Genomic DNA, 23,542 nt, shown 5'->3' with positions numbered 1-23,542 from the left:
TTCAGATCCTTTCAAACTTTACCGGAACTTTGGTGATCCCGATCCCATAATCTTCACTTAATAAGATCTTTGGTCCCTGATATACCGGTCCTCCTTCATAAGGATCCACTTTACATAATGACGGGCCATCCAGGTCTGCCATAGTTACACAGGAACGTGCAGCAGCCAGATGTACTCCTGCGCTGACGGAAACCTTGCTTTCCAGCATGCATCCGATCATACATTTAATGCCGAATCGGTCGGCTGCGTCACAGATCTTCACTGCCTCATGGATACCGCCTGTTTTCATCAGCTTGATGTTTACCAGGTCTGCCCCATGCTCTTCCATCACACGCACACCGTCCTCATAGGAAAATACGCTTTCATCTGCAAGAATCGGGGTCTGTACATGAGCGGTTACATACTGCATCCCTTTAAAATCATGATAGGATACCGGCTGCTCCACCAATTCGATCCCCAGACCTGCGTCCTCCATAGCTGTAATGGTAGAAACTGCTTCTTCCCTGGTCCAGCCCTGGTTGGCATCCACGCGGATCACCACGTCTTTCCCCACTGCCTTGCGGATCTCACGGATACGCTCCACATCCTTCTCACCGCCTTTTCCTACTTTGACCTTCAGGATACGGAAGCCTTCCCCAACTGCTTTTACGCTGTCCCTTACCATTTCATCTGTATCATTTACGCTGATGGTAATATCTGTTTCCAGTTCTGTTTTTACCGCAGAAGGGTCTTTTTCCCCAAGAAGCCTGAAAAGCGGCTTTTTCTGGAGCTTTGCATAAAGATCATAAAGCGCAATGTCCACAGCTGCCTTTGCAGTAGTATTTTTTGCAAGACACTTTTCCATTTTTGCCATAATAGACGGAAGGTCGTCCAGATCCATCCCTGTAATGGAAGGGGCAATATAATAACGGATGGCTGCCTCTATGGACTCTTTCGTGTCTCCGGTGATCACGGCTGTAGGCGGTGCTTCCCCGTAGCCTTCTGTCCCATCCTCTGCTGTTACCTTTACGATCAGATCATTCACACTGTTTACTGTACGGAGGGCTGTCTTAAATGGGGTAACAAGTGGAATTTCAATGTACCCGATTGCGATTTCTTTCAGTTTCATAATCTTATTTACTCCTTAAAAAAGGCTGCCGCCTCTGGTTTTCCCGAAATCATGCCGGATTCCCTAAGACGACAGCCCTTATTTTCTGTCAGCAGTATACCAGCCGCCTTTGGCTTTTTACCTGCATCATTTTATTAAAGTGCTTTGAGGTAAGTAAATACAAAGTTACCACAACTGTATACAAGGCCTTCATAATTTGTGTCATCAAACAGATAAGAACTCATAGAATGAAGGATTACGCTTACAGGCAGATCTCTTGCCAGGATCTCATCACATTCCTTGTAGCCTTCCCACTGCTCTTCCTCTGTGGCAGCACTGGTAGCCTTTAAGAAAGCTGCGTCATACTCATCTCCCTGATAGAAGGAGTTAGAATTTGCAGTTGCATACATGGAGTCATACATATTTGACAGATCCTTGTAATCCATAAACCATCCATAATAAGCCAGGTCGTAGTCACCAGCGTTTCTTGCTGCGGAAAAGTTCTCAACCTTCTCTACTGTAATGGAATCAATACCCAGAACCTCTTTCCAGTCATTAACGATTGCTTCTGCGATCTCTTTACGGCTGTCGTTGTTTACAATGTAGGTAAGAGCCGGGAAGCCTTTGCCATCCTCATATCCAGCCTCTGCAAGAAGCTGTTTTGCTGTCTCACAGTTCTCCTCATATGCTTCTACATCTTCCCAAGGATCACAGTAATCTACAAAATCTGTACCATCAGCGTTCTCATAACCTCTGCAGGCAAGTGTTACACCAATCTCATCATTCAGTCCACGGATATTCATGATCCTCTCTCTGTCGATGGTCAGAGACAAAGCTTTACGAACATTTACATCCTTCAGAACATCATTTCCTTTGTCGCCAAGGTTGAACATTACACAGTAGTTGTTATTTCCTTCTGCATAAACCAGTCCGTTGCCTTCCATACGAGGCTTCTCCTCATCCGGACACATATCAGAATATACATAATCACCACTCTCAAAAGAAGCAAGTGCAGAGCTTTCCTCTGTAATCAGTTCCCAGTTGATAGTGCCAACCTGGATCTGGTCTGCATCATAATAGTCATCACGAAGCTTCATAACAACTTCTGACTCATGTGTCCAGCTTTCCATTTCATAAGGTCCGTTATAAACTGCTTTATCCGGATCTGTTGCATAAGCATCTCCGTATTCTTCCACATAATCCTGTCTTGCCGGATAAGTAGGTGGGAATGCAAGAACAGAAGGAAGATATGAGCACGCATGTTTCAGATGAAGTACCAGAGTCTTGTCATCGGTTGCTTCATAGCTGTCCACAATATCAGAAATCATGGTACAGTAGTCGCCGCCCTGTGCTGCCAGATTGTCAAATCCGAAAACAAAATCATTTGCAGTTACAGCCTGTCCGTCAGACCAGGTGATATCATCTCTCAATGTAAAGGTCCATGTGAGATTATCATCGCTCTGCTCTACAGAAGCTGCCTGTCCAAGAGCAATCTCTCCATTAGCATCTAGCTTGTAAAGACCTTCATAAAGATGTCTCAATGCTGAAATTCCATTCAGGAATCCACTGGTAGCTGTATTCAGCTGCATGGAATCTTCTCCACCACCGGTAACGGAAATCTCGATCTTATCCCCATCTGCCCATACATTCATGGGGATAGTGGTTGCTGCAAGACCTGCAATCGTAAGCGCTGAAACTAATTTTGTGAGCTTTTTCATAATTATTCCTCCTTTTGATAGGTTTTTCATATCAGCGTCAGGCTAAAGGCCTCTCCCTGACATCTTTATATATACTCCGCAAGCGGAAACATATATCAATTTTTTCAAAATGATCTGATATTAGGACCCCTAGGACAGAAGCTCTGATGTTATATTATTTCTTCATCTTCGGATCCAGTGCATCCCTTAATCCATCACCGAACAGGTTAAAGGAAAGGATGATCAAACTGATCAGAACCGCAGGGAAAATAACACGGTATGGATATGTGGTGATACCATTTAATGCTTCAGAAGTAAGGGAACCAAGGCTGGCCATCGGTGCGGAAACACCAATTCCCAAGTAGCTTAAGAATGCCTCAGTAAAAATCGCCGATGGAATCTGAAGCATAACAGTAGCGATCAGCTGGCCAATACAGTTGGGAAGAAGATGCTCTTTGATCATGGTTGCTTTTCCGCATCCAAGAGCTTCCGCTGCTGTAACAAAGTCCAGTGTCTTCAGCTGAAGGATCTGGCCGCGGACGATCCTGGCCATACCAACCCAGTACAAACATCCGTATACAATGAATATGGCGATCAGACCGGAACCGATCTTCTGCAATCCGTGAAACATAGGTACCGTATCAATCAATGACTGTAACGGCTCACTGATCACCATTTTGATAACAACGATCAGCAGGACCTCAGGTACAGAGTAAATGATATCTACGATACGCATCATTACGATATCCACCTTACCGCCAACCAGTCCGGAAATTGCTCCGTAAATACTTCCCACGATCATAACGATCACAGCTGATACAAGACCCACCACCATGGAAATCCTGGTACCGATCATACAACGTACCAGAATGTCACGGCCAAGACGGTCCGTACCAAAGGGATGCTTCAGACAGGGCCAAAGTGCTTCATCGCCTCTTACCTGCTGGTCATAGGCGTAAGGAGAAAGAATGGGACCTATAAATGCAAAAATAAACATGATCACGATCACAACGAGGGCTGCAATGGCAATCTTGTTGGACTTCAAACGAATCCAGCTGGCCTTCCAGTAACCAATCTCCTCCGTATCAAGAGATTCCTCTTTAAAATAGTTTTCATCCAGGGGAGCAAAGTCTTCCGGTGAAATTTTGTTTTGTATGCTTAAAATGTTCTTCATGGCGTCTTCCTTTAATTAATCCAACTTTATTCTTGGGTCTACGATCTTGTACAGGATATCACAGATCAGGTTCATAAATACGATCAGTGCTGAGTAGAAGATGGTCACACCCATGATCATGGTGTAATCCCTGCGGCTGATGGAGCTGACAAAATATCTTCCAAGCCCAGGAACACTGAATACGCTCTCTGCAACAAAACCACCGGTAAGAATGGATGCAGTAAGAGGTCCCAGGTATGTGATAACAGGAATCAGGGAATTCTTCAATGCGTGGACAAATACAACCACAAATTCAGACATTCCCTTCGCCCTCTCTGTGCGAAGGTAATCCTGGTTCATAACCTCCAGAATACTAGCCCTTGTCAGACGGGTCAGATACGAAGTAGGATAAATGGCAAGTGTGACCATAGGCATGATCCATCCGCCTGGCTTATTGTAGCTCACCGGAAGCACCTTAAAGCTTACTGCCAGAAAAATCATCAGCGCAGAAGCAATTACATACCCCGGCATGGAAATACCAATGGACGAGAATACACGGATCACCGCATCCGGCCATTTATCTTTACAAAGGCCTGCGATACATCCAAGAATGATCCCGCATACAATTGCAAGGATCAACGCCCTTACACCAAGTCCCATGGATACTGCAAAGGACTGGAAAATAATATCCTTTACTGCACGGCCTTTCTGAAGCACGTAGCTGGTACCCATATCTCCCTTAAGAAGATTGGTCAGGTACTTTCCATACTGTACATACACCGGCTGATCCAGTCCGTATTTTGCAATCAGGATCGCCCTGTTCTCTTCAGAAGCCTTTTCAGACATAAACGGGTCTCCAGGCATCAGATTCATTAAAAAATAAGTAATGGTAATAATCGCGAAGATACTGACGAATGCCAGCAGCACTCGCTTAACAATATATCTTGAAGTCTGCATTTTGATTCTCCTTGTTATGCATTATGGCATGCTGCAAAATGTCCGGGTGCCACTTCCCGAAGGGGAGGCATACTCTCACGGCAGGCCTGATACGCTTTGGGGCATCTGGTCCTGAACGGACAGCCTGACGGAGGATTCAAGGGGCTTGGCACCTCTCCTTCCAGTCGTATCCTTTTCCTTGTTGCGGATAAATCCGGATCTGCGATAGGAATTGCAGACAACAGCATCTCTGTATACGGGTGGAGCGGATTACGGTAAAGTTCTGCACTGTCAGCCAATTCTACAAGATGACCAAGATACATAACTCCGATCCTGGTGCTGATATGTTTCACAACAGCCAGGTCATGTGCAATAAAAAGATATGTAAGGTTTTTGGTTTCCTGAAGTTCTTCCAGCATATTGATGATCTGCGCCTGAATAGACACATCCAAAGCAGATACCGGCTCGTCACAGATAATAAATCCCGGGTTTACTGCAAGTGCTCTCGCAATCCCGATACGCTGTCTCTGGCCACCGGAAAACTCATGTGGAAAACGGTTATAAAACTCTGCATTCAGTCCTACCAGCTTCATCAGCTCCAGCACACGCTCACGGCGTTCATTCTTGCTGCTGCAAAGTTTCTGCAGATCCATTGCCTCACCAATAATATCGGATACCGTCTTCCTCGGATCCAAAGATGCATACGGATCCTGAAATACGATCTGCATCTTTTTGCGGTATTCCTTCATGTCTTTACCGATAATGGATTCATTTTCATAGATGATATCTCCGGAGGTAGGCTCTTCCAGACGGAGCACTGTCCTTCCAAGAGTGGTCTTGCCACATCCGCTTTCCCCTACGATCCCAAGGGTCTCACCCTTGCGTACAAAAAAGCTTACATCATCTACAGCCTTTAAATCTGTCTTTTTTACAAATCCGGTACGCACCGGATAATATTTCTTAAGATTTTTTACCTGAAGGAGGATCTCTCCTTTTTGAATTTCATTGTTTCCCATACTCTTGTCCATCCTATCCTTTATGCATCCTGCAATGCTTTTTTAATGGTCTGCCAGCAGGATACCACATGTGTGTCATCCAGCTCATACTGGGGCGGCTCTTCCTTGACACAGATCTGCATAGCGCAGCTGCATCTGGGTGCAAACGCACAGCCTGGCTTCACACAGCTCATATCCGGCGGATTTCCCTTGATAGGCTTCAGCTTTTCGTTTACATCACTGTCCAGCTTAGGCACAGAGGCCAGAAGCCCCTCAGTATACGGATGGCATCTCTGATAAAAGATCTGACGGCTGGTACCTTCCTCCACGATCTTCCCTGCGTACATAACAATGATCTTGTCACAGATCTCAGATACCACTCCAAGGTCATGAGTGATAAAGATGATCGCCATACCCAGTTTATCCTTCAGTTCCTTTAAAAGCTCAACGATCTGGGCCTGAATGGTAACATCCAAAGCTGTGGTAGGCTCATCTGCGATCAGAAGCTCAGGATCACAGGAAAGTGCCATAGCGATCATCACACGCTGCCGCATACCGCCTGAAAACTCATATGGATACTGCTTCAGTCTTCGCTCCGGCTGATTGATCCCTACCAGCTCCAGCAGATGGATCATCCTGAGTCTGCGGCCGTTACCGTCCAGATCTGTATGCTTTTTCAAAGATTCATTCAATTGATATTCAACAGTAAACAGCGGATCCAGGGAAGTCATAGGATCCTGGAAAATCATGGCGATCTTATTGCCCCTCAGTTCCTGCAATTCCTTCTTGGACATTTTCAGAATGTCCTTTCCATGAAAAAGGATCTCCCCTTGCTTCACTTTTCCTGTATCCGGGGTCAGCCTTAAAATACCGTGGCTGGAAACAGACTTGCCGCTTCCGGACTCGCCAACGATTCCTAACACCTCACCCTTATGTAATGTATAACTGATACCACGTACTGCCTGGATCTCTCCTGTCTTATTGTAAAAGGAAATCGACAGATCCTTCATTTCCAACAGTACATCCTGTTTTTCTTCCATATTACCTCTCCCATCCACATATACAAAACAGACGCAGACTGACGCACTGGATCAGACCCCTGCGTCTGTAAGCTTCTTTCGTTCTTCTTCATTTACTTTCTTGCTATTGTAATGCCAAACACATTCCTGTGTCAAGGTTAAATTCTCATATAATGAAGTTTTAACGTATTAAATTGCCATTTTTCTATACCATTTTTCAAATGTACACTGCTTGTCACTCTGCTCACCCCATGCTATGATAAACAAAACTAATACATTGTTTCGTAAATAACTATTAGTATTGGGAAAGGAGGAAAATCATGTACAGCAGCAAAAAGACAAAATTTTTGAATATCCTGTGTGTTATACTTGCCTTATCCCCCGGTCTGATACGCCTTACCAGGCATCATTTTCCCAATGTATCAAGCAACTCCCTGATCTGTGTTCTTTACATTACTGCTGTGCTGATCTGGCTGACCCAGCTGCGGCTCCGCCTGCTGCGCAAAGAAGAACGCCGCTATCTGGTTTTTGCAGCTTTGCTGATCGTTTTCCTGATGGTTATCCGTACAACAAAATATATATTTATCCCGGAAAATACTCCTGCAGCTCGATATATCTGGTATCTTTACTATTTTCCCCAGACCTATGTGGTACTTTTTATGTTTTTTGCTGTGTTATATACCGGAAAGCCTTACGGCTGTTCCATTTCTCCCAAATGGAAGCTGCTGCACATCCCTGCACTTCTCATCGTTCTGGGTATCCTTACCAATGATCTGCACCAGCTGGCATTCCGTTTTTCCGGCAGCATTTCCCATTGGGTGGAAGATGAGCCTTATTCATACGGACCTTTTTATATTGCTTCCCTGATCTGGCCGGCAGTTATGTTCGGAGCAATTCTGATTCTTTCTTTTGTGCATTGTATTTCTATGGATTGCCGTAGAAATATATGGATGCCTTGTATCCCTCTGGCTGCTGCCCTGGTTTACCTGATCCTGTTTCTTAAGGATCCTTATTCTCCCCTGCAGCGGCTTTTCAAAACAACGGATATGATCACCTTCCTGTTTCCTGCCTTTATGGAGGCTTTAATACAGGCAGGACTTTTTCCATCCAATGATCAGTATTCCCTTATGTGGAAAGTTTCTGATCTAGGCGCCGGGATCATGGATATGCAGGGTAAGATCTGCTATCAGTCAGAGAAAAGCCTTCCAGTTACAGAAACACAGGTTCTTGCCGCCTTGTCCTCCCCTGTTACCCTTGCAGACAGCAATATGGTCCTGAACAGCCATCAGATCCATGGCGGCTATGGTTACTGGCTGACAGATCTTTCCCAGATCCAGCAGATCAACAAAGCTCTGGCTGACCTGGGCGATGTTATGGCGGAACAAAATTCCATTCTGGAAGGCGAGAACCGGCTGGCGGAGAAGAAAGCCTCCATCCAACAGCAAAATCAGCTGTACGACCGGATTTCCCAGGATGTTTCCCACCAGCTTTTTATGCTGCATACGATTCTGGCAGATCTTCCGGAAAATGAATATGCTTTTGAAAATAAAATGAAATATGCCTCCGTTTTAATGGTTTACATAAAGCGAAGAGCAAATCTTCTGCTCCTTATCAATCAACAGGACTGGATACCCGGAAAAGAACTTTCTCTTTCCCTTGCTGAATCTCTGGAATATGTCCGGCTATCCCACATAACGGCCTATGGCACTTATCAGGATGAGTTTTCTATACCTGGTGTGTATGCTCTTGCCATATACCAGCTTTTCCAGCAAGTTCTGGAAGCCTGCCTTCCAGATACACAGGCCCTGATGCTCCAACTGACCATTGCGGAAACGATTCATTTTTATATGGAAATAAGTTGCCCGGAAAACATATTCCCTCTGCTTCCTGCCGCAAAGCAAATCCAGGCTTTAGGCGGAACTGTGAAAACAGAATCCGATCCGGATACCCTGCTCCTTACTGTGACCTTTAATGCCAGGGATTTTAAGGGAGGTGATACCACATGAGCCATTATGCACAGCTTTCATCTTCTTTTCATGCCTTTATGGGACTTTGCAGCATCCTTTTAATGGCCCTTGCTGTCTTTTTTATGATAACCAGCCTGCTCCACGGATTTTCCCGAAAAAGTCAGTGGATCGGAGGTATTTTATGCTGTCTTTGCATCCTGTTCATGCAAGGCCTTTGCGATCTGGGCCGTGACGGTTCCCAGAAGCTTTCTCCAACCTTTTTGGCACAGCTTACCGGTTCTCTGCCCTGGATCGCAGTTCCCGGACTATTGAGCATTTTAGCGTTATTTGAGGGATTATTTGGCTGCTCTTTGTACAGACAACAGAAAAAACGCCTTAATCCAGGTACCATCAAAGAAAGCTTTGACGCCCTTCCGGATGGAGTCTGTTTTGCACGGCAAAGTGGTGTTCCTCTCCTTATCAATACACGTATGGAACAGCTTTGCAGTCAGCTTCTGGGGACAAGGCTTCAAAATACCAATTTTTTCTGGCATTCTCTGCAGGTTCAGGAGTACAATAAGAAAATCCACAACATTTCCACAGGAACAACGGTTACTCTTCAGTTTCCTGATGGTACGGTCTGGGATTTCCGCCGCAGGGAATTGTCCCTGAAAAAAGACAGTATATGGCAGTTCTCTGCCTGTAATGTGACACAGCAATATCTTTTAAATCAGAAGCTGAAACAACAAAATGACCAGTTGAATCAGGTAAATGAGCACCTGCGGCTTTTCAGTTATGAAGTAGAAAAAGTTACCCGGGAAAAAGAAAATCTGGCCGCCAGAGTAAAGCTGCATGATGAAATCGGAAGAGCGCTTCTGTCTTTCCGCATTTATCTGGAGCAGCCTGGCGACAAACGCAGCAGACAACAGCTTGTGCCTTTGTGGGAATATATTGTCTCTGCCATGGAGCAGGGCATCTCCCCTGAAAGCACTGACAGCCTGGACAAGGTTCTCACTGCTGCCCAAACTCTTGGAATCCACGTGGAAGGATGTTCTAAGCTGCCTCTTTCTCACAGCAAAGGTTCTGAACTGCTTCTTGCGGCCTTGAAAGAGTGTATAAACAATACTGCCAGGCATGCCCATGGAACCCATGTATATCTTCAAATTAGTGAAACACCTGACAGGATTTGTGCCAGCTTTACCAACGACGGAACCCCTCCTTCCGGAAAAATCGTGGAAAAGGGCGGCCTTAAAAATCTGCGGGCAGCTATTGCAAAAGCACATGGCAGTATGGAAATATCCAGCGCCCCGGCCTTTGTATTATATATAGAAATTCCAAAAGGAGAATCTTAATTGCGAAAAATAAATGTGATCATTGTAGATGACCAATATATGGCAAGACAGCTTTTTGAGCTGTACATAAAAAGCAGTGGCCGGTATCAGCTGGCCGGTACCGCCAGTTCCGGTCAGCAGGCTCTGTCCCTTGTACAGGCTGTTTCTGCAGACCTGATCCTGATGGATATCCTGATGCCTGATGGGGAAAACGGTCTGGAAACAGCAGCCAGGATCAAAGCTATCCGTCCCTGGATCCGGATCATTGCTGTTACCTCTATGGCAGAAGCCTCCTGGCTGAAACGTGCCAGGGAAATCGGAATCGAAAGCTTCTGGTACAAAGAGTCTTCTAAAGAAACGATTTTAGAGGTAATGGACTGTACCATGAACGGCGATTCTGTATATCCGGATCAGCCGCCCAAGGTAAAGCTGGGGCTCTCCAGCAATACAGAATTTACTCAGAGGGAACTGGAAGTGCTCCGCCTGATGACCCGAGGTATGTCCAATTCTTCCATTGCCGGTGAGCTGGGCATTTCCGAGAACACTGTCAAATCCCATATCCAGCACATGCTTGATAAAACCGGCTATAAAAACAGGACTGAACTGGCCATTGAAGCCCGGATCCGCGGAATCGTGGTAAGTATTCCCTGATTTATCACCGTTCTCCATTCACTGTAATCCTAGTTTTGTTTTTCCTTATCATCCTTTCAGGTGATGTTATTTTTCTCTGAAGTTATATAATTATATAGAGGAGATTCTGTCCTGTCATATGATACACAGAACAGGAAATAACATTTTTCAGGAGGTATGAATATGAAAAAGACAAACCGACAAACCGCAAAGCTTCTTTCGCTGGTAATGGCCATACTGGCGGTGCTTTGCATCATCTCCGTTCCGGTTAAGGCCCAGGATTATAATCATTCATTTATCATTACCGGACCAGACACTTACCGGATTGCCTTTGGGGAAGATTACAGGGGCAAAGAATCAGTCACCACCATTCGTAACCAGACCACTATTCCCATGCGTCTGGATATCCAGCGATCCGTTGCCCGCACAAAAGTAGTCACCCCTCCAAAATTAAAACAATTTGAATGGATCGAAAATTCACTTACTAATACTTCCTCCGGCTTTGTGATCCTGGAACCAGGGGAAACCATATCTATGACTTTTATCTTCCGTTCGGACTATTCATCCGGCTCTTCCTGTATGCTTACAGCCACCCGTTCCAATATTTCTGACATCGGCGGCAAAGCTTTTGTCCAGGCGCAGCCAATCCCTGTGGAAGGCTCCATTTCAGGTGCATTAATGGATTATGGTCTTAATCCCGACGAAAATGCCAGATATTTTTCTCTTTCCCTGGCAACCAAGCGTTACGTAAATCTGGAACTGATCAGTAATAACAAAAACCAGGTGACCGCATGGTTTTACTCCAAGAATAATTCCACCTCCCATATGGCAAAACTGGAATCCGATGCATCCGCTGACCATTTCTCCGGTATACTGGATGCGGGAGATTATGTGCTGAAGCTTGCCTACACACGAAGACAAAGCACCCCGGCCAGAACAGAAGTCTTCACTTTGAACATTAGCGGAAGAGAATATATCCAGGCTACAGGTGTGACTCTCACCTGCTCCTCTTCCAACCCTTCCTTCGATTCCAGAATTAAGAAAAAGGCAAAGACCTTTACCATTACTGCCACCACCGTGCCCGCCAACAGCGATGACAAGATGTCCTGTATTCTTGCAGACGGCAACATTCCTGGCAGTGATTACCTGATCAGCGGCAATGTAGAAGGACAGAATCAGGCAACATTCACCATCACTTACGGTATTGCATCCTGGGCTCATTATACTTATGGTTATACACGGCTTTCAGTAAAAACAGAGGCTGGTGTTCTTTCCAACAATGTGGACATCATCGGAAAAGCAGCTGCACCGGTGGTCAGTGATGTAACCAGCTATTATAATAAGATCCTCTTTAACAAATGTCAGATTGGAGACAGCATGTATCCTTCTGCTTCCCAGCCGGTAAAAGTTTATATGAAATCCGGAAAGAAATGGGTATTAAAAGCCACAGTAAAAAATGGCAGGCCTTTCCAGATCAAGAAATTAAAGCCAAACACCAAGTACCAATTCAAGTTTGTTTCTGCCTGCAAGGGACCTGACGGCTCGCTGATCAATGGTTCTTCAACTGTGAAAACCTATCGGACAGGGCGAAAAGTCAAGCCGGCTATCCGTTCCATTTCCGTCAGCAATGTAAAGGTTACCTATAACTCCAGATTTGAGAAGTACATGGGGAAATGGACATGGCGTAAATATTACACCACCCGCTTCACTGTGAATGTGCAGCTGAAGAAGCAGCTTCCCGGTACACAAGGCTTATATATAGATGGCGTCAAATGCAAAGGAAAAGGGACTAGCTTTAAAGTAAACCTTTCTTATTCAGGCAATCACAGAGGACGCAAAACACCGATTAATGTTATACCATATTCCAATACCAGCCGGGACAAGGGACTGGGCATAAATGCAAAAACAAAAGTTATCATTCGTTAAACCATGATATACAGTATAAGGCGGCTGCACCTGGCAGCCGCCTCTCTTGATCACATCAATTAATCTGTGCACACACTCAAAAAGCGAATGCAGTTTTATCCTGCATCCGCTCTTTTTTCATGTTGATTCCCGAATTATCAATTCCGTATCAAGTATAAGAGACTTCATCTCTTCCTGTGGTTCTTCCAGCAGTTCCAGAAGCATTTCACAGGCTGTATAGCCCATCTGGAATTTGGGCTGATTCACAGTTGTAATAGAAGGTGTTGTCATAGAAGATAACTCGATATTATCAAATCCGACTACCAGAATGTCCCGCGGTACATGCAGATGAAAACGCTTTGCCGCACGGATCACTGCTGCCGCAAAAATATCTGATATTGTAAAAAAAGCATTTGGCCGGCTGTCAGAATTCAACAGTCTGCATATGGCTGCATATGCCATCTCATAGCTTACTTCCGGCAGCTGCACGATCCACTGCTTCGGAATCATCACCTCTGCTTTCTGAAGCGCATTCATAAATCCTTCCTGACGCCTCCTGGCATATTTAAAATTTCCCGGTCCATTGATCAGGGCAATCTTACTTCCGCCATTTGACAGAAGATATTCCGTTGCAATTTCTGCTGCTTTAGTGTCATCAATACTAACATATGGATAATCTGCGTGTTCATTGTATTCACAGCATTGTACCAGAGGTGCGATCGTCCGTATCTGATTCAGGGCCTCTTCTGATATACGGTTTAGAAGAATTACACCTGCAGCATCCACTCTTCGCAAAAGATTACAGAAATCCAGCATATTTCCTTTATTCAGATGTGATTCATGAATCAATAAATGACAACCATGTGCCTTTGCAGATACTCGTGCTCCCCGAATGATTTCCTGATAAAATGCATTTTCGATTCCCGGAATATTCAGAACGACCAATGGTTGTGTTTCCTTTGAAACAGTGACCGTATTTTCCATCTGACATCCCAGTGAACGCATGGCCTCTTCTACCCGGCGGATCGTCGGCTCTTTCACCAGTTCCCTGTGATTCAGGACTCTTGACACTGTTGCCGGTGAAACCTGTGCTTTCTCAGCAATTAATGAAACGGTTATCTTCTTCATGCTTTCTCTCTTTTTCAAGTTTTATGTTTTTATTTTATCCTGCGTTTTATTCAGCCTTTTTTAATTTCTGTTTGATCTGCGGTCCTATGATCTGTACCATAATAACCAGCAGTAAGATAATTCCCTTGATCGCATTATTAATAAGAGAGTCCATCTTAAGGGACACGATGATCTTATCAATGATCGTATAGGACATTGCACCGAACAGAATTCCAAGGCATTTTCCTTTACCACCGGACATGCTGATCCCACCAAGTACTGCTGCTGCGATCGCATACATTTCATAGCTGTTTCCTGTTGTTGCCGGGTCAGCAGAAGCATTCATCGCAATCCAGAGAAAAGCACCAATTCCAACAAGTGCACCTGCGATCACAAATACGGAAATTTTCACAGCAGCGGTATTGATTCCCGCCATCTGCGCACCTTTCATATTACTTCCTACTGCATATACTTTTTTACCGTATTTTGTACTTGTTGTAATATATACAAAAACAAGGGTCATGATAATAAGTATCAGTCCAACGATTGGAATCGTAGATACTTTTCCGTTACCGAAATTGTAAAGAGTCTGATAAGAAGACTGGCTGTTTGCCATTTTGTAAACGGAACTTCCTCCACCGATCAAAGCTTTGTCCACATGCTGGCAGAAATACTGTGCAAAAGAACGATAAATCAGCATTGTTGCAAGTGTAACGATAAATGCGGGCATCTGAATCCATCCTACCATCACGCCATTGATCAAACCGCAGAAGGCACCAAACAGAACCGCAAATAAAAATGTGAGGATAATGCTGTTTGTTATGTTAAAGATTATAACAGAAAATCCACCATCAAGAGCCAGCATAGAACCTACGGAAAGATCAATCTCACCAGTGATACAGATCAGTCCCATGCCCAGTCCAATGATACCGATTACTGCGGAATGACGAAATACATTCATCATACCGCTCCAGGTCAGTCCGTTTGTTGTCAGTGCATATACGATAAAAATTGCCACAAAAACAATGATATAACTATTTTCTCCCAGAAATCCTACAATACGTCCAGGAACTGTTGTATTCTTTTTACTCATTTTATTTTCCCTCCTCTGTCTGTGCCGCATTTGTTGAATACATCATAACGGTCATCTCATCAATTTCCTGATGTTCCAGGATCTTAATGATCTCGCCGTTATAAAACACTGCACAGTAATCGGCAACTTTCTGGATCTCTGGTATTTCCAGTGTATTGATCAGAATTGTTTTTCCCTGTTTAGCAAGTTCCAGGATCAATTTGTAGATTTCTGCTTTTGCTCCTACGTCAATTCCCTGTGTAGGGTTGTCTAGAAGAAGAATTTCTGCATCTGTATTCAGCCAGCGCGCAAGAAATACTTTCTGCTGATTTCCACCACTCAGGGAGGTGATCGGATCTTCCCAGGAATTTGCCTTAATGTTCAACATCTCCTTATATTTCTTGTATCTTTCGACTTCTTTCTTTTTTGAGATGGCTGGTTTCCATGCGGAAAGGGTATGCTCTGACAGATACATATTTTCCAGGATACTCATATCCGGAATCACAGAATTTTCCTTCCTGTTTGATGCCAGCATCGCAATTCCATCAGTCATGGCCGTATGAATAGAATGATCCCTCATAACTTTGCCCATCGCACGCATCTGGCCGCTGTATGCTCTTGTTACACCGAACATACACTGCATCAGTTCACTGCTTCCGGCACCCTGAAGACCAGTCAGTCCAACGATGCTGCCTTTTTTCACTGCCAGATTGATATTGCGAAAACCTTCTCCACTGAAATTCTTCAGCTCCAGGATCATGTCTCCAAGGGGTCTTTTTTCATAAACATCCTGATCTGAGTATTTCTCACCAACCATCATACGTGTCACAGCTTCTGGTGTGGTATCTTTTATATTTCCGGTGCCTACAAATTCTCCGTTTCGGAATACGGTATATCGGTCTGACAGGCGGAAAATCTCCGGCATTTTATGTGAAATAAAGATAAAGGAAGTTCCCTTTTTCTTCAAATTATTGACAATGTCAAACAGATGTGCCACCTCATCATTATTTAATGATGTTGTAGGCTCATCCAAAATCAGAAGTTTTGCTTTAAAAAACAGAGCTTTTGATATTTCAAGCAGCTGTTTCTGGCTTGTTTTTAATTTAGAAACCTGCTGTGTAGGATCAATATCCACTCCCAGTTCCTGAAACAGTCTCTCTGCCTCCTGAATCATTTTTTTCTTATCCAGGCGGCCCAGTTTATTTGTGTATTCTTTCTGAAGGAATATATTTTCATAAACTTTTAAATCGTTAAACAAATTTAATTCCTGATGTACAAAAGCAATTCCCATATTCTCAGACTGCTTGATCGTAATATTTTTTAATTTATTTCCATCAAATTCGATTTCACCTTTATCGCGAGGAAATACACCCGTCAAAACGTTCATAAGCGTTGACTTTCCCGCACCATTTTCGCCAAGAAGTGCATGCACTTCCCCTTTTTCTACTGTAAGCTGTACATTTTTCAGTACCGGAACCCCACTGAAGGACTTACAGATGTTACTCATCTGCAGCAAACTCATAATTCTCGCCTCCTCGCCCGATCTGTCGGGCTTTCTGATACACTGCTCTGATACACATTCACTTAATTATCTGACAGAAGGGAACTTTGCAGTTCCCTTCGTCATTTCTGTCTTATTTAAAAAGATTATATCATGAAAATATTTGATTTAGAAAGAAGGATAATCTTTTACGTTGTCCTTATTTACGATTTCACAGGCAATTACGTGATCCTGCTCTACATCTTTTCCATCCAGATAATCAACCATATCCTGGATTGCTGTCTGGATCATTGCCGGGCTGTAAGTTACAGATACAATACCGCCAAACTGATCTGCGATATCTGTGAAGGATTCTCCACGAAGTACTGCATAAAGTTCATCCAGTCCGCCGCAGCCTGTCAGATATGGTGTATTTCCAAGGAATTTTTCTTTTGTTGCATCGTCAATTCCACCACCCTGAAGAGCTTCAAGGATACCCATTGCAAGTTCATCATCTTCTGCATAGAACCATTTGATGTCTGCATTTGATGCATCACCCAGCAGAGATTCAAAAGAGGTTTTTGTATCAGAACGGCTCCAGTTCATAGCGCCTGAATATGTGATGGATTTAAGATCATCTTCTGACCATTTTGCATCGTCTGCGATTGTTTTTCCATCATATTCCAGTTCTCCTGTAAGGTATTTTGTAAATCCACTGTCACGGAGAGTTGTTACAGAAGAAGTATCTCCTTCGTATACATAAACTGCATCACCAGGTTTCAGTCCCTGCTCTGTATAGTAAGCTGCACATGCTGCACCGATACCTTCGTTGTCACCTTTTACATTGGATACTGCACTGTCAGCTACACCATCGATGATACGGTCAAATGCTACATATGGGATCTCAGCGTCAACCAGCTGCTGGATTGCAGACTGAACAGTGTCATCGATTGGCTGAATAACAACGGCGATATTGTCTTCACCAGCTGCGATGATATCTTCAATGTTGACGATCTGTTCTGCCGCATCTGCAGATGTGATCAGTTCTGCACTGTAAGTTCCGGCATCATTTACTTCTTCGATTTTTTCTTTTGCGAATGTTGCTACGGAACCAGTCCAGCCATGATCTTCCGGAGCTGTCAGTACATAAACGTGTGTAGCATCTCCTTCTCCGTCCGCAAATACAGGAGTAACTATACTGCCCATTGTCATAGCTGCGATAAGCGTGCAAACTACTGTTTTCTTCATAATTCATTTCCTCCTTTTGGAATATGTTTGTTTTTAATAAGCGGTTTTCCCCCGCATTATTTCAGCTTTTAACATTTTAATAAATCAGATCGTCTTTTCAGATCACAAACTGTCTCATATATCTCAGAGAAAGTTTCAGGCTGTCCAGAACTCGTTCTTCAGAACCTTCAAAAGATTTATCTTCGATTTCAATGCAGGTATATCCTTCAAATCCAATGTCTGTCAATGCGGATACATATTTACCCCAATCCACATCTCCCAGTCCCGGAAGCTTCGGCTTCATATATTGAAGCGGATATGCCATTGTTCCACACTCTTTCAGTTTCTCTTTAAAAAGTTTTATGTCTTTGTAATGTACATGGAAAATTTTATCCTTAAACTCATAAAGCGGCTGAATGTAATCAATCATCTGCCATACAAAATGAGATGGATCATAATTGATTCCGATATAATCACTGTCAAGAATATCAAAAACTTTTCTCCAGATTACCGGTGTGGTCATCAGGTTCTGTCCACCTGGCCACTGATCTCCGTCAAAGAGCATGGGACAGTTTTCAATCGCAATACGTACTTTCTTTTCTTCTGCGTAACGCACGATTGGAATCCAGATTTCTTTTACCAGTTCCAGATTTTCTTCTACTGTCTTTGTCTGGTCTCTTCCAATAAAGGTTGTAACAAGGTTAATTCCAAGTTTTTTGCTTGCATCAATCACTTTATATAAGTGTTCTATGTTGGCAGCTCTTTTTTCAAGATTACCATCCATGGTATTCGGATAAAATGCCAGAGAAGAAATCTCTACATTTTTCTCTTTGCAATAAGAAAGGATTTCTTCTGCTTCTTTATCTCCCAGATTTGCCACATCAATGTGGCTGACTCCTGCATATCTGCGCTCTGCTTTGGCTTTTGGCCAGCAGGCAACTTCCACACATTCATAGCCAATCTCTGAAACTGTATCGATCATTTTTTTGAAATCATAATCTTCCAGAATTGCACTGACTAACCCTATCTTCACTCTAATTCCTCCTCATCTACGCGAACGCTTCTTCCAAGTTCGCTTGATTTCAGATTTCCGAAAATTACTTTCATTGCACTGAGTACACTTTTTCCCGGAACAGCAGGTTCTGTGTCATTTTCCACAGATTCTACAAATGAATCAATGATTCCTGATTTTGTCTGATTATCATTTGTCTGGATCTGGTCGATATCATAGAACACTTTTCCGCCGTCTTTACGGATCAGTTCGATACAGTATTTGGGATCATGATAAATCTTAAGCATTCCTTCTGTTCCATAGATAATCGTGGAATTGTCTTCCTCTCCATAATACGTCCAGCTGGCTGTCATCGTTCCGATGATTCCGCTTTTCATTTTGTAAATACAGATGGCATTATCATCTACACCGATCAGGTTTCCATTACTGTCTTTCTTATCCAGTGTCATCACTTTTGCAGTTGTTTCTTCTACTGTATCATTAAGCAGATACTGGATCAGATCTGTCTTATGGACTCCAAGGTCGGCCATTGCTCCCATTACAGCTCTCTTCTTATCAAAGAACCAGTTCTGTGGGCCGGCATCTATACTCCATGTTTCCGGGCCGCCATGTCCATAGGTTGTTCTGAAAGTAAGAACGTTTCCGATATCTCCACGCTGGATGAGTTTTCGTGCTTCTGCATGAGCCTTTGCAAATCTCTGATTCTGACCGATCATAAGTTTTTTGCCCATCTGCTCTGCTGTATCCACCATCATTTGACAGTCTTTTAATTTTGTTGCCATCGGTTTTTCACAAAGTACATGTTTTCCTGCTTTTAATGCTGCAATCGTAATTTCGGCATGAACATGATTTGCTGCACATACACTGACTGCATCAATTTCCGGATCAGCCAGCATATCCTCAATGCTTTCATAAGACCTGCAGCCGTATTTTTCAGCAAGATCCTTTGCCCGCTGCTGATTCAGATCATAAAGGCCGGTCAGTTTTGCATTCGGATTATCCAGATATTCCGGAATATGACGAACCTGTGCAATCTTTCCACAGCCTATAATTCCGATTTTTACCATCTCATTACCTCCTTTATAATTTCATATGTTTTTCATTTTTTCAGTGTTTATTTCATTTTTCATCTAAAACATATCATTTTTCAGAAATACGGTCAACATTTTTGTGCTATACGTGTGTTTTTTCTATATTTTGCACCTTTTCATTATATATTTTTGACATTTATCACTATATTTTCTTATCCGTTTCTGAAATCTTTTCATTTTTTTCATTTCAGACAACGTAAAAAAAGGGGATGTGGGTTAATACAAAATTCCCACATCCTCTTCTTTATTCTTGTTCCCAATATAACTGGATCTGTTCCCGGTTCATCCCTTCCCCGATCACAATGATCACTGCCTGGCCAGCTGAAACCGGCTGCACTGTGATCTCTCCATGAGTGGCATTTACTTCCAGCCACCCGTCCCCTTCTTTTACAAAGCCTTTGATCCTGGAAACCTGACCACAGCCAGAATCATTTAATATTTTCTCTGCTGCCCCGGCAAGTCTTTCTCCCGGAATCTCCATATTCATAAAATAAAGAGTGTCAAATCCCTGTTTTTCATCAAAATACTGCTTTTCATAGGCTTCTGTCCGGTAACCGCAACCAAGAAGCATATCAAAATCCCTGTCCGTCAAAGTATCCCAGTCTTTGCACAGCACTTCATCCTGGAATCTGCGGCTACATTTTACCTGTTCCAGCGCCCGGTTCAGGTGATTGATCGCCGCATCTGCCTGTTCTTCTGAATATTTCTGGCATTTACTTAAGACCACACATCCTGCCTCAGCTGCTTCCGATGCCAGCAGATATTCTCCCTGGCCATCCAGTTTTTCCGGAAGCCCAGCATCAACAATCGTGATCACGTTGCCGATCTCATACCATTTATCCAACGGTTCCTCATACAATGCGTCAAAAAATTCATCCACGTCAAAGATCCCGGAGGGCTCGATCAGTACCCGGTCATAACCGCACATCCCCATTGCAATCAGCTTTGTTTTGAATCGTCTTCTGTGAGTTTCCCGATCACAGCCACCTGCGATCATTTCCAATTCGCAGTGCTCCCCTTCCAGATCGTGCAGAAGCATCATATCCACATTCACTGCTCCGTGGTCATTCTCCAGTATTCCAATATTCATGCCTTTTTCAATCAGATACTCCGCATATTTTTTCATAAATGTGGTTTTCCCGGAGCCAAGAAAACCCGTGATCAGATCTACCTTTATCATCCTGTCATTCTCCTGTGCAGCACTTTTCTGATACAAACTATTCACAAGTCTGTCTTTCTGCATTTATCCCATTTATCGTATTTCTGCTCGATGCCTTTGAGCTTATTGTTTTTTTAGTCTGTATACTTCCCCCACACGTATTGCTTTCGCATCCGTGCCATGACCGATCATCCATGTTCTTGCTACCGGCAATAACTCCGAAATAAAAGGTTTCAAAAGAGGATACATCAGCTGTCCCTGGCTTTCCATACGTGTAAACGTGCCAAGCAGGATCCCTCTGACTTTTTCAAAAGCCCCCAGCTGCTGCAGCTGACTTAGATAGGTAAGCATCTGTCCTTCCTGTCCGCCCAATGCTTCCAGAAGCAGGATCTTGCCTTCCAGATCCGGAAAATAAGGTGTTCCTGCCAGTTTCAGAAAGCATCGAATATTGCCGCCTGCGACTATGCCTTCCATGGTCTCCCCCTGCAGAAATTCATAGGGAAACTGAAAGAGTGTATCTTCCTGTCCACATAAAGCTGCCTGCAGTTCCTTCTGCTGGCGTTCCCCCTGATCATAAACCAGATTCCTCACCTGATAAAGAACTGAGGATCTGCCTGTCTTTGTATAGATTGCATTCAGTACCGTGGTAAGATCACTGTATCCCCAGAAACACTTATCGCTTTCCTGAATCTGTGCATAATCCAGATACGGAAGGATTCCATTGGCCAGATCTCCGCCTGAAACATCAAAAATCTGACGGATTTCTTCATCCCTGTAAAATTCCATAAGTGCATCTGCCCGTTGCCTGGCAGTCCCGCTCCACACATGCTCCTGTGCATAAAGATATGGGGAATATACCGGTTCCAAACCCATACCTTTCAGTACCAACTCCAGTGCTTGAAGATCTTTCTGGCTGCTCTTTTGCAAACCATTCGAGCAGCACACAATTCCTGCTTTTTCCATGATCAAAACCCAAATTCCTGATAGTCTTCCGGAAGGAATCTGTGATAAATAAAATGGCAGCCTTCATCCTTAAAACAGTAATAATATGGGTCATCCTCTTTATCCAGAAAACGGATCAGATAATCAAATTCATCACTATCCATCTTTGTGAACTCTACCTTCGCCCAGTATTTATCAAAAAGTTCCCGAATCCGTTCAATAGTACAGTCATGATCCGGAATCAGCTGGATCAGTGCCTTAATAAATTCATCCGGCTGGGTGTGCTCATGTACATACACGCTTCCTTCCTCCGGTATATGGAAACAGAATCTGTCATTTTTATGAGACACCGTCACCTCACCTAACTTCCCCTTTATGGACTCCGGCATTTCTTTCAACCGATCTGCCATCTCCTCTTCGCTGTCCTGTGTACTGAAAAAATGATTCAATGAAGACAGCGGGTAATACAGCTGTATTTTTTCTTTCTGGTAACCCAGCTTTGCCTGCTCTTCCTTGATCACATCGATTAAGCTACGTTCCAGCTTCTGAAATCCCTGATCCATCTTGATTCTCCTCTCGTATAAAGCCACTTATGCTGCATTGGCAGTATGATTCCAAGCCACAAAAATAACCGCCCTGTCCTGAGAAAACTTGGCGGTCATTTTTGATCACTTTTAAGCTTAGGGCTAACCGTCAATCGGTAGCACCCTTTCTATAATCAGAATATCATCTAACCGCAACTATGTCAAACATCTATTCCATTGTCAAGTTACCACATTTTCAATTTCGTCGTCAACTATTTTAATTTAGTCATTTGACTAAATTGAAATTACAAATGACATAATTGAATTTTCTTCACTTTATTTCACCGGGCGGAAACCTCGTCCATCTTTCAGCTGATATAGCAAAAGTGCCATGCAGGTCGCCAACTTACCTGCATGACACTCGTCCTTTTAAAAAATTAAAACTATATTTGAGACTTTTTATTTGAGACAAAACTTATAACTTTTTATTTTATGATTTTATCCTTTTATGCATAATTAAATCCGGGATATTTATTTCTTAGTGCTGCGGCTCTCGTACCAGGCCAGCCAGCCTCCTACGCCGATTGCCGCCACGATCATGATCCCTACAAAAACATCTACCATGGACGTATTCCTCCGTTTTTACTATGAAATAGGTGATGTACCAGTTGATGGCATGTTTTCGGGGAATCAGCCTTTGCTCCCATCCTGATGCTGTATGTATTGGATGATCACGCTGCGCCTGTCTGTGCAGTAACTGCGTTCCATCCTGCGAGCTTTGGAGCAATAACTAATATACACGGCTGCTAATACTGCCAGAAGCGCCGCTGCTATCAGACGAATGCTGTAACGCACACCCTGACGTACTGCTGACCCTATACGCATCATGTTCATCAAACGTACAGGAGCACCTTCTTCAGTATAATACTCTTCTGGTGCTGTCTTTACCGGAGAAACAATTGTGCTGGACGGAGGATTGCCAGCCATGGATCGAGGACTCTTCTCATGCAGCCGTCTGATCTGAAAATTCGCATAAGAAAGTGCGGAATCTGTCTCATGTTTCTGAATACACATCCCTGATAATAATACGATCATGATCATGCAGATGCAGATAAAATGTCTTACGATCCTGTTTCTTTCCATAAAAAAAACGGGACTGTCGCACTAGCAAATATTTTTTGCTGGGCGGCAGCCTTGCTTTATGCCCAAATGGGGGCGAAATCGGTTGT

20 protein-coding genes are annotated in these 23,542 nt (G+C 43.6%); 4 read left to right on the top strand and 16 right to left on the bottom strand.

Features of this window, described 5'->3' with window-relative positions; all coding sequences use genetic code 11:
• Position 1 precedes the first annotated feature (1 nt).
• The 6 genes from AB5916_RS11855 to AB5916_RS11830 all read right to left on the bottom strand — a co-directional run bounded on the left by AB5916_RS11855 (position 2) and on the right by AB5916_RS11830 (position 6,908).
• Complete coding sequence (locus AB5916_RS11855; RefSeq protein WP_173728919.1) at positions 2 to 1,108, bottom strand: dipeptide epimerase; 1,107 nt, start codon at positions 1,106 to 1,108, stop codon at positions 2 to 4.
• Positions 1,109 to 1,242: 134 nt separating this feature from the next.
• The gene (locus tag AB5916_RS11850) at positions 1,243 to 2,805 is read right to left on the bottom strand and encodes a peptide ABC transporter substrate-binding protein (RefSeq protein ID WP_368191008.1); all 1,563 of its coding nucleotides are present in this window, start codon (positions 2,803 to 2,805) and stop codon (positions 1,243 to 1,245) included.
• 154 nt (positions 2,806 to 2,959) lie between these two features.
• A complete protein-coding gene (locus tag AB5916_RS11845) occupies positions 2,960 to 3,958 on the bottom strand; it encodes an ABC transporter permease (protein ID WP_368191005.1) in 999 nt (332 codons plus the stop codon).
• Positions 3,959 to 3,973: 15 nt separating this feature from the next.
• Positions 3,974 to 4,894: an ABC transporter permease gene (locus AB5916_RS11840; RefSeq protein ID WP_158420826.1), complete on the bottom strand. Its 921-nt coding sequence runs from the start codon at positions 4,892 to 4,894 to the stop codon at positions 3,974 to 3,976.
• Positions 4,895 to 4,908: 14 nt separating this feature from the next.
• Positions 4,909 to 5,889 (bottom strand): ABC transporter ATP-binding protein, encoded by a 981-nt coding sequence (locus tag AB5916_RS11835; protein ID WP_158420827.1) that lies wholly within the window; start codon positions 5,887 to 5,889, stop codon positions 4,909 to 4,911.
• 20 nt (positions 5,890 to 5,909) lie between these two features.
• On the bottom strand, positions 5,910 to 6,908 hold the full coding sequence (locus tag AB5916_RS11830) for an ABC transporter ATP-binding protein (protein WP_158420828.1): 999 nt from the start codon (positions 6,906 to 6,908) through the stop codon (positions 5,910 to 5,912).
• 299 nt (positions 6,909 to 7,207) lie between these two features.
• On the opposite strand from AB5916_RS11830, the gene AB5916_RS11825 reads away from it, so the two are divergent.
• The 4 genes from AB5916_RS11825 to AB5916_RS11810 all read left to right on the top strand — a co-directional run bounded on the left by AB5916_RS11825 (position 7,208) and on the right by AB5916_RS11810 (position 12,720).
• Entirely contained in the window at positions 7,208 to 8,893 is a 1,686-nt protein-coding gene (locus AB5916_RS11825; RefSeq protein ID WP_368191003.1) for a histidine kinase N-terminal 7TM domain-containing protein, read from the top strand.
• A complete protein-coding gene (locus AB5916_RS11820; protein ID WP_368191002.1) occupies positions 8,890 to 10,185 on the top strand; it encodes a sensor histidine kinase in 1,296 nt (431 codons plus the stop codon). Before AB5916_RS11825 ends, AB5916_RS11820 begins: the two co-directional genes overlap by 4 nt.
• Positions 10,186 to 10,815, top strand: coding sequence for a response regulator transcription factor (locus tag AB5916_RS11815; RefSeq protein WP_158420831.1), 630 nt, complete (start codon positions 10,186 to 10,188; stop codon positions 10,813 to 10,815). It abuts the gene before it with no gap.
• Positions 10,816 to 10,977: 162 nt separating this feature from the next.
• The gene (locus AB5916_RS11810) at positions 10,978 to 12,720 is read left to right on the top strand and encodes a hypothetical protein (protein WP_368191000.1); all 1,743 of its coding nucleotides are present in this window, start codon (positions 10,978 to 10,980) and stop codon (positions 12,718 to 12,720) included.
• Positions 12,721 to 12,837: 117 nt separating this feature from the next.
• On the opposite strand, the gene AB5916_RS11805 is transcribed toward AB5916_RS11810, so the two are convergent.
• The 10 genes from AB5916_RS11805 to AB5916_RS11760 all read right to left on the bottom strand — a co-directional run bounded on the left by AB5916_RS11805 (position 12,838) and on the right by AB5916_RS11760 (position 23,456).
• Complete coding sequence (locus AB5916_RS11805; protein WP_173726855.1) at positions 12,838 to 13,827, bottom strand: LacI family DNA-binding transcriptional regulator; 990 nt, start codon at positions 13,825 to 13,827, stop codon at positions 12,838 to 12,840.
• A gap of 46 nt (positions 13,828 to 13,873) precedes the next feature.
• Positions 13,874 to 14,899, bottom strand: coding sequence for an ABC transporter permease (locus AB5916_RS11800; RefSeq protein WP_158420834.1), 1,026 nt, complete (start codon positions 14,897 to 14,899; stop codon positions 13,874 to 13,876).
• 1 nt (position 14,900) lies between these two features.
• Positions 14,901 to 16,400, bottom strand: coding sequence for a sugar ABC transporter ATP-binding protein (locus tag AB5916_RS11795; protein ID WP_158420835.1), 1,500 nt, complete (start codon positions 16,398 to 16,400; stop codon positions 14,901 to 14,903).
• A gap of 147 nt (positions 16,401 to 16,547) precedes the next feature.
• Positions 16,548 to 17,606: a substrate-binding domain-containing protein gene (locus AB5916_RS11790; RefSeq protein ID WP_368190997.1), complete on the bottom strand. Its 1,059-nt coding sequence runs from the start codon at positions 17,604 to 17,606 to the stop codon at positions 16,548 to 16,550.
• Between the two features lie 97 nt (positions 17,607 to 17,703).
• Positions 17,704 to 18,618, bottom strand: a complete 915-nt coding sequence (locus tag AB5916_RS11785) for a sugar phosphate isomerase/epimerase (RefSeq protein WP_158420837.1) — start codon at positions 18,616 to 18,618, stop codon at positions 17,704 to 17,706.
• Positions 18,615 to 19,664: a Gfo/Idh/MocA family protein gene (locus AB5916_RS11780; protein ID WP_368190995.1), complete on the bottom strand. Its 1,050-nt coding sequence runs from the start codon at positions 19,662 to 19,664 to the stop codon at positions 18,615 to 18,617. Before AB5916_RS11780 ends, AB5916_RS11785 begins: the two co-directional genes overlap by 4 nt.
• 268 nt (positions 19,665 to 19,932) lie before the next feature.
• Positions 19,933 to 20,868, bottom strand: a complete 936-nt coding sequence (locus AB5916_RS11775; protein ID WP_368191107.1) for a GTP-binding protein — start codon at positions 20,866 to 20,868, stop codon at positions 19,933 to 19,935.
• A 102-nt stretch (positions 20,869 to 20,970) separates the two neighbouring features.
• Positions 20,971 to 21,810 (bottom strand): LD-carboxypeptidase, encoded by an 840-nt coding sequence (locus tag AB5916_RS11770; RefSeq protein ID WP_368191104.1) that lies wholly within the window; start codon positions 21,808 to 21,810, stop codon positions 20,971 to 20,973.
• A 2-nt stretch (positions 21,811 to 21,812) separates the two neighbouring features.
• On the bottom strand, positions 21,813 to 22,352 hold the full coding sequence (locus AB5916_RS11765; RefSeq protein WP_368190992.1) for a DUF3877 family protein: 540 nt from the start codon (positions 22,350 to 22,352) through the stop codon (positions 21,813 to 21,815).
• A gap of 651 nt (positions 22,353 to 23,003) precedes the next feature.
• Positions 23,004 to 23,456: a hypothetical protein gene (locus AB5916_RS11760; protein ID WP_173726840.1), complete on the bottom strand. Its 453-nt coding sequence runs from the start codon at positions 23,454 to 23,456 to the stop codon at positions 23,004 to 23,006.
• Positions 23,457 to 23,542 lie beyond the last annotated feature (86 nt).

The sequence above is a fragment of the Blautia sp. 1033sp1_1033st1_G9_1033SCRN_220408 genome (genome assembly GCF_040929965.1).
Classification (GTDB): domain Bacteria; phylum Bacillota; class Clostridia; order Lachnospirales; family Lachnospiraceae; genus Blautia_A; species Blautia_A ammoniilytica.
This window is presented reverse-complemented; position numbering and strand designations above follow the sequence as displayed.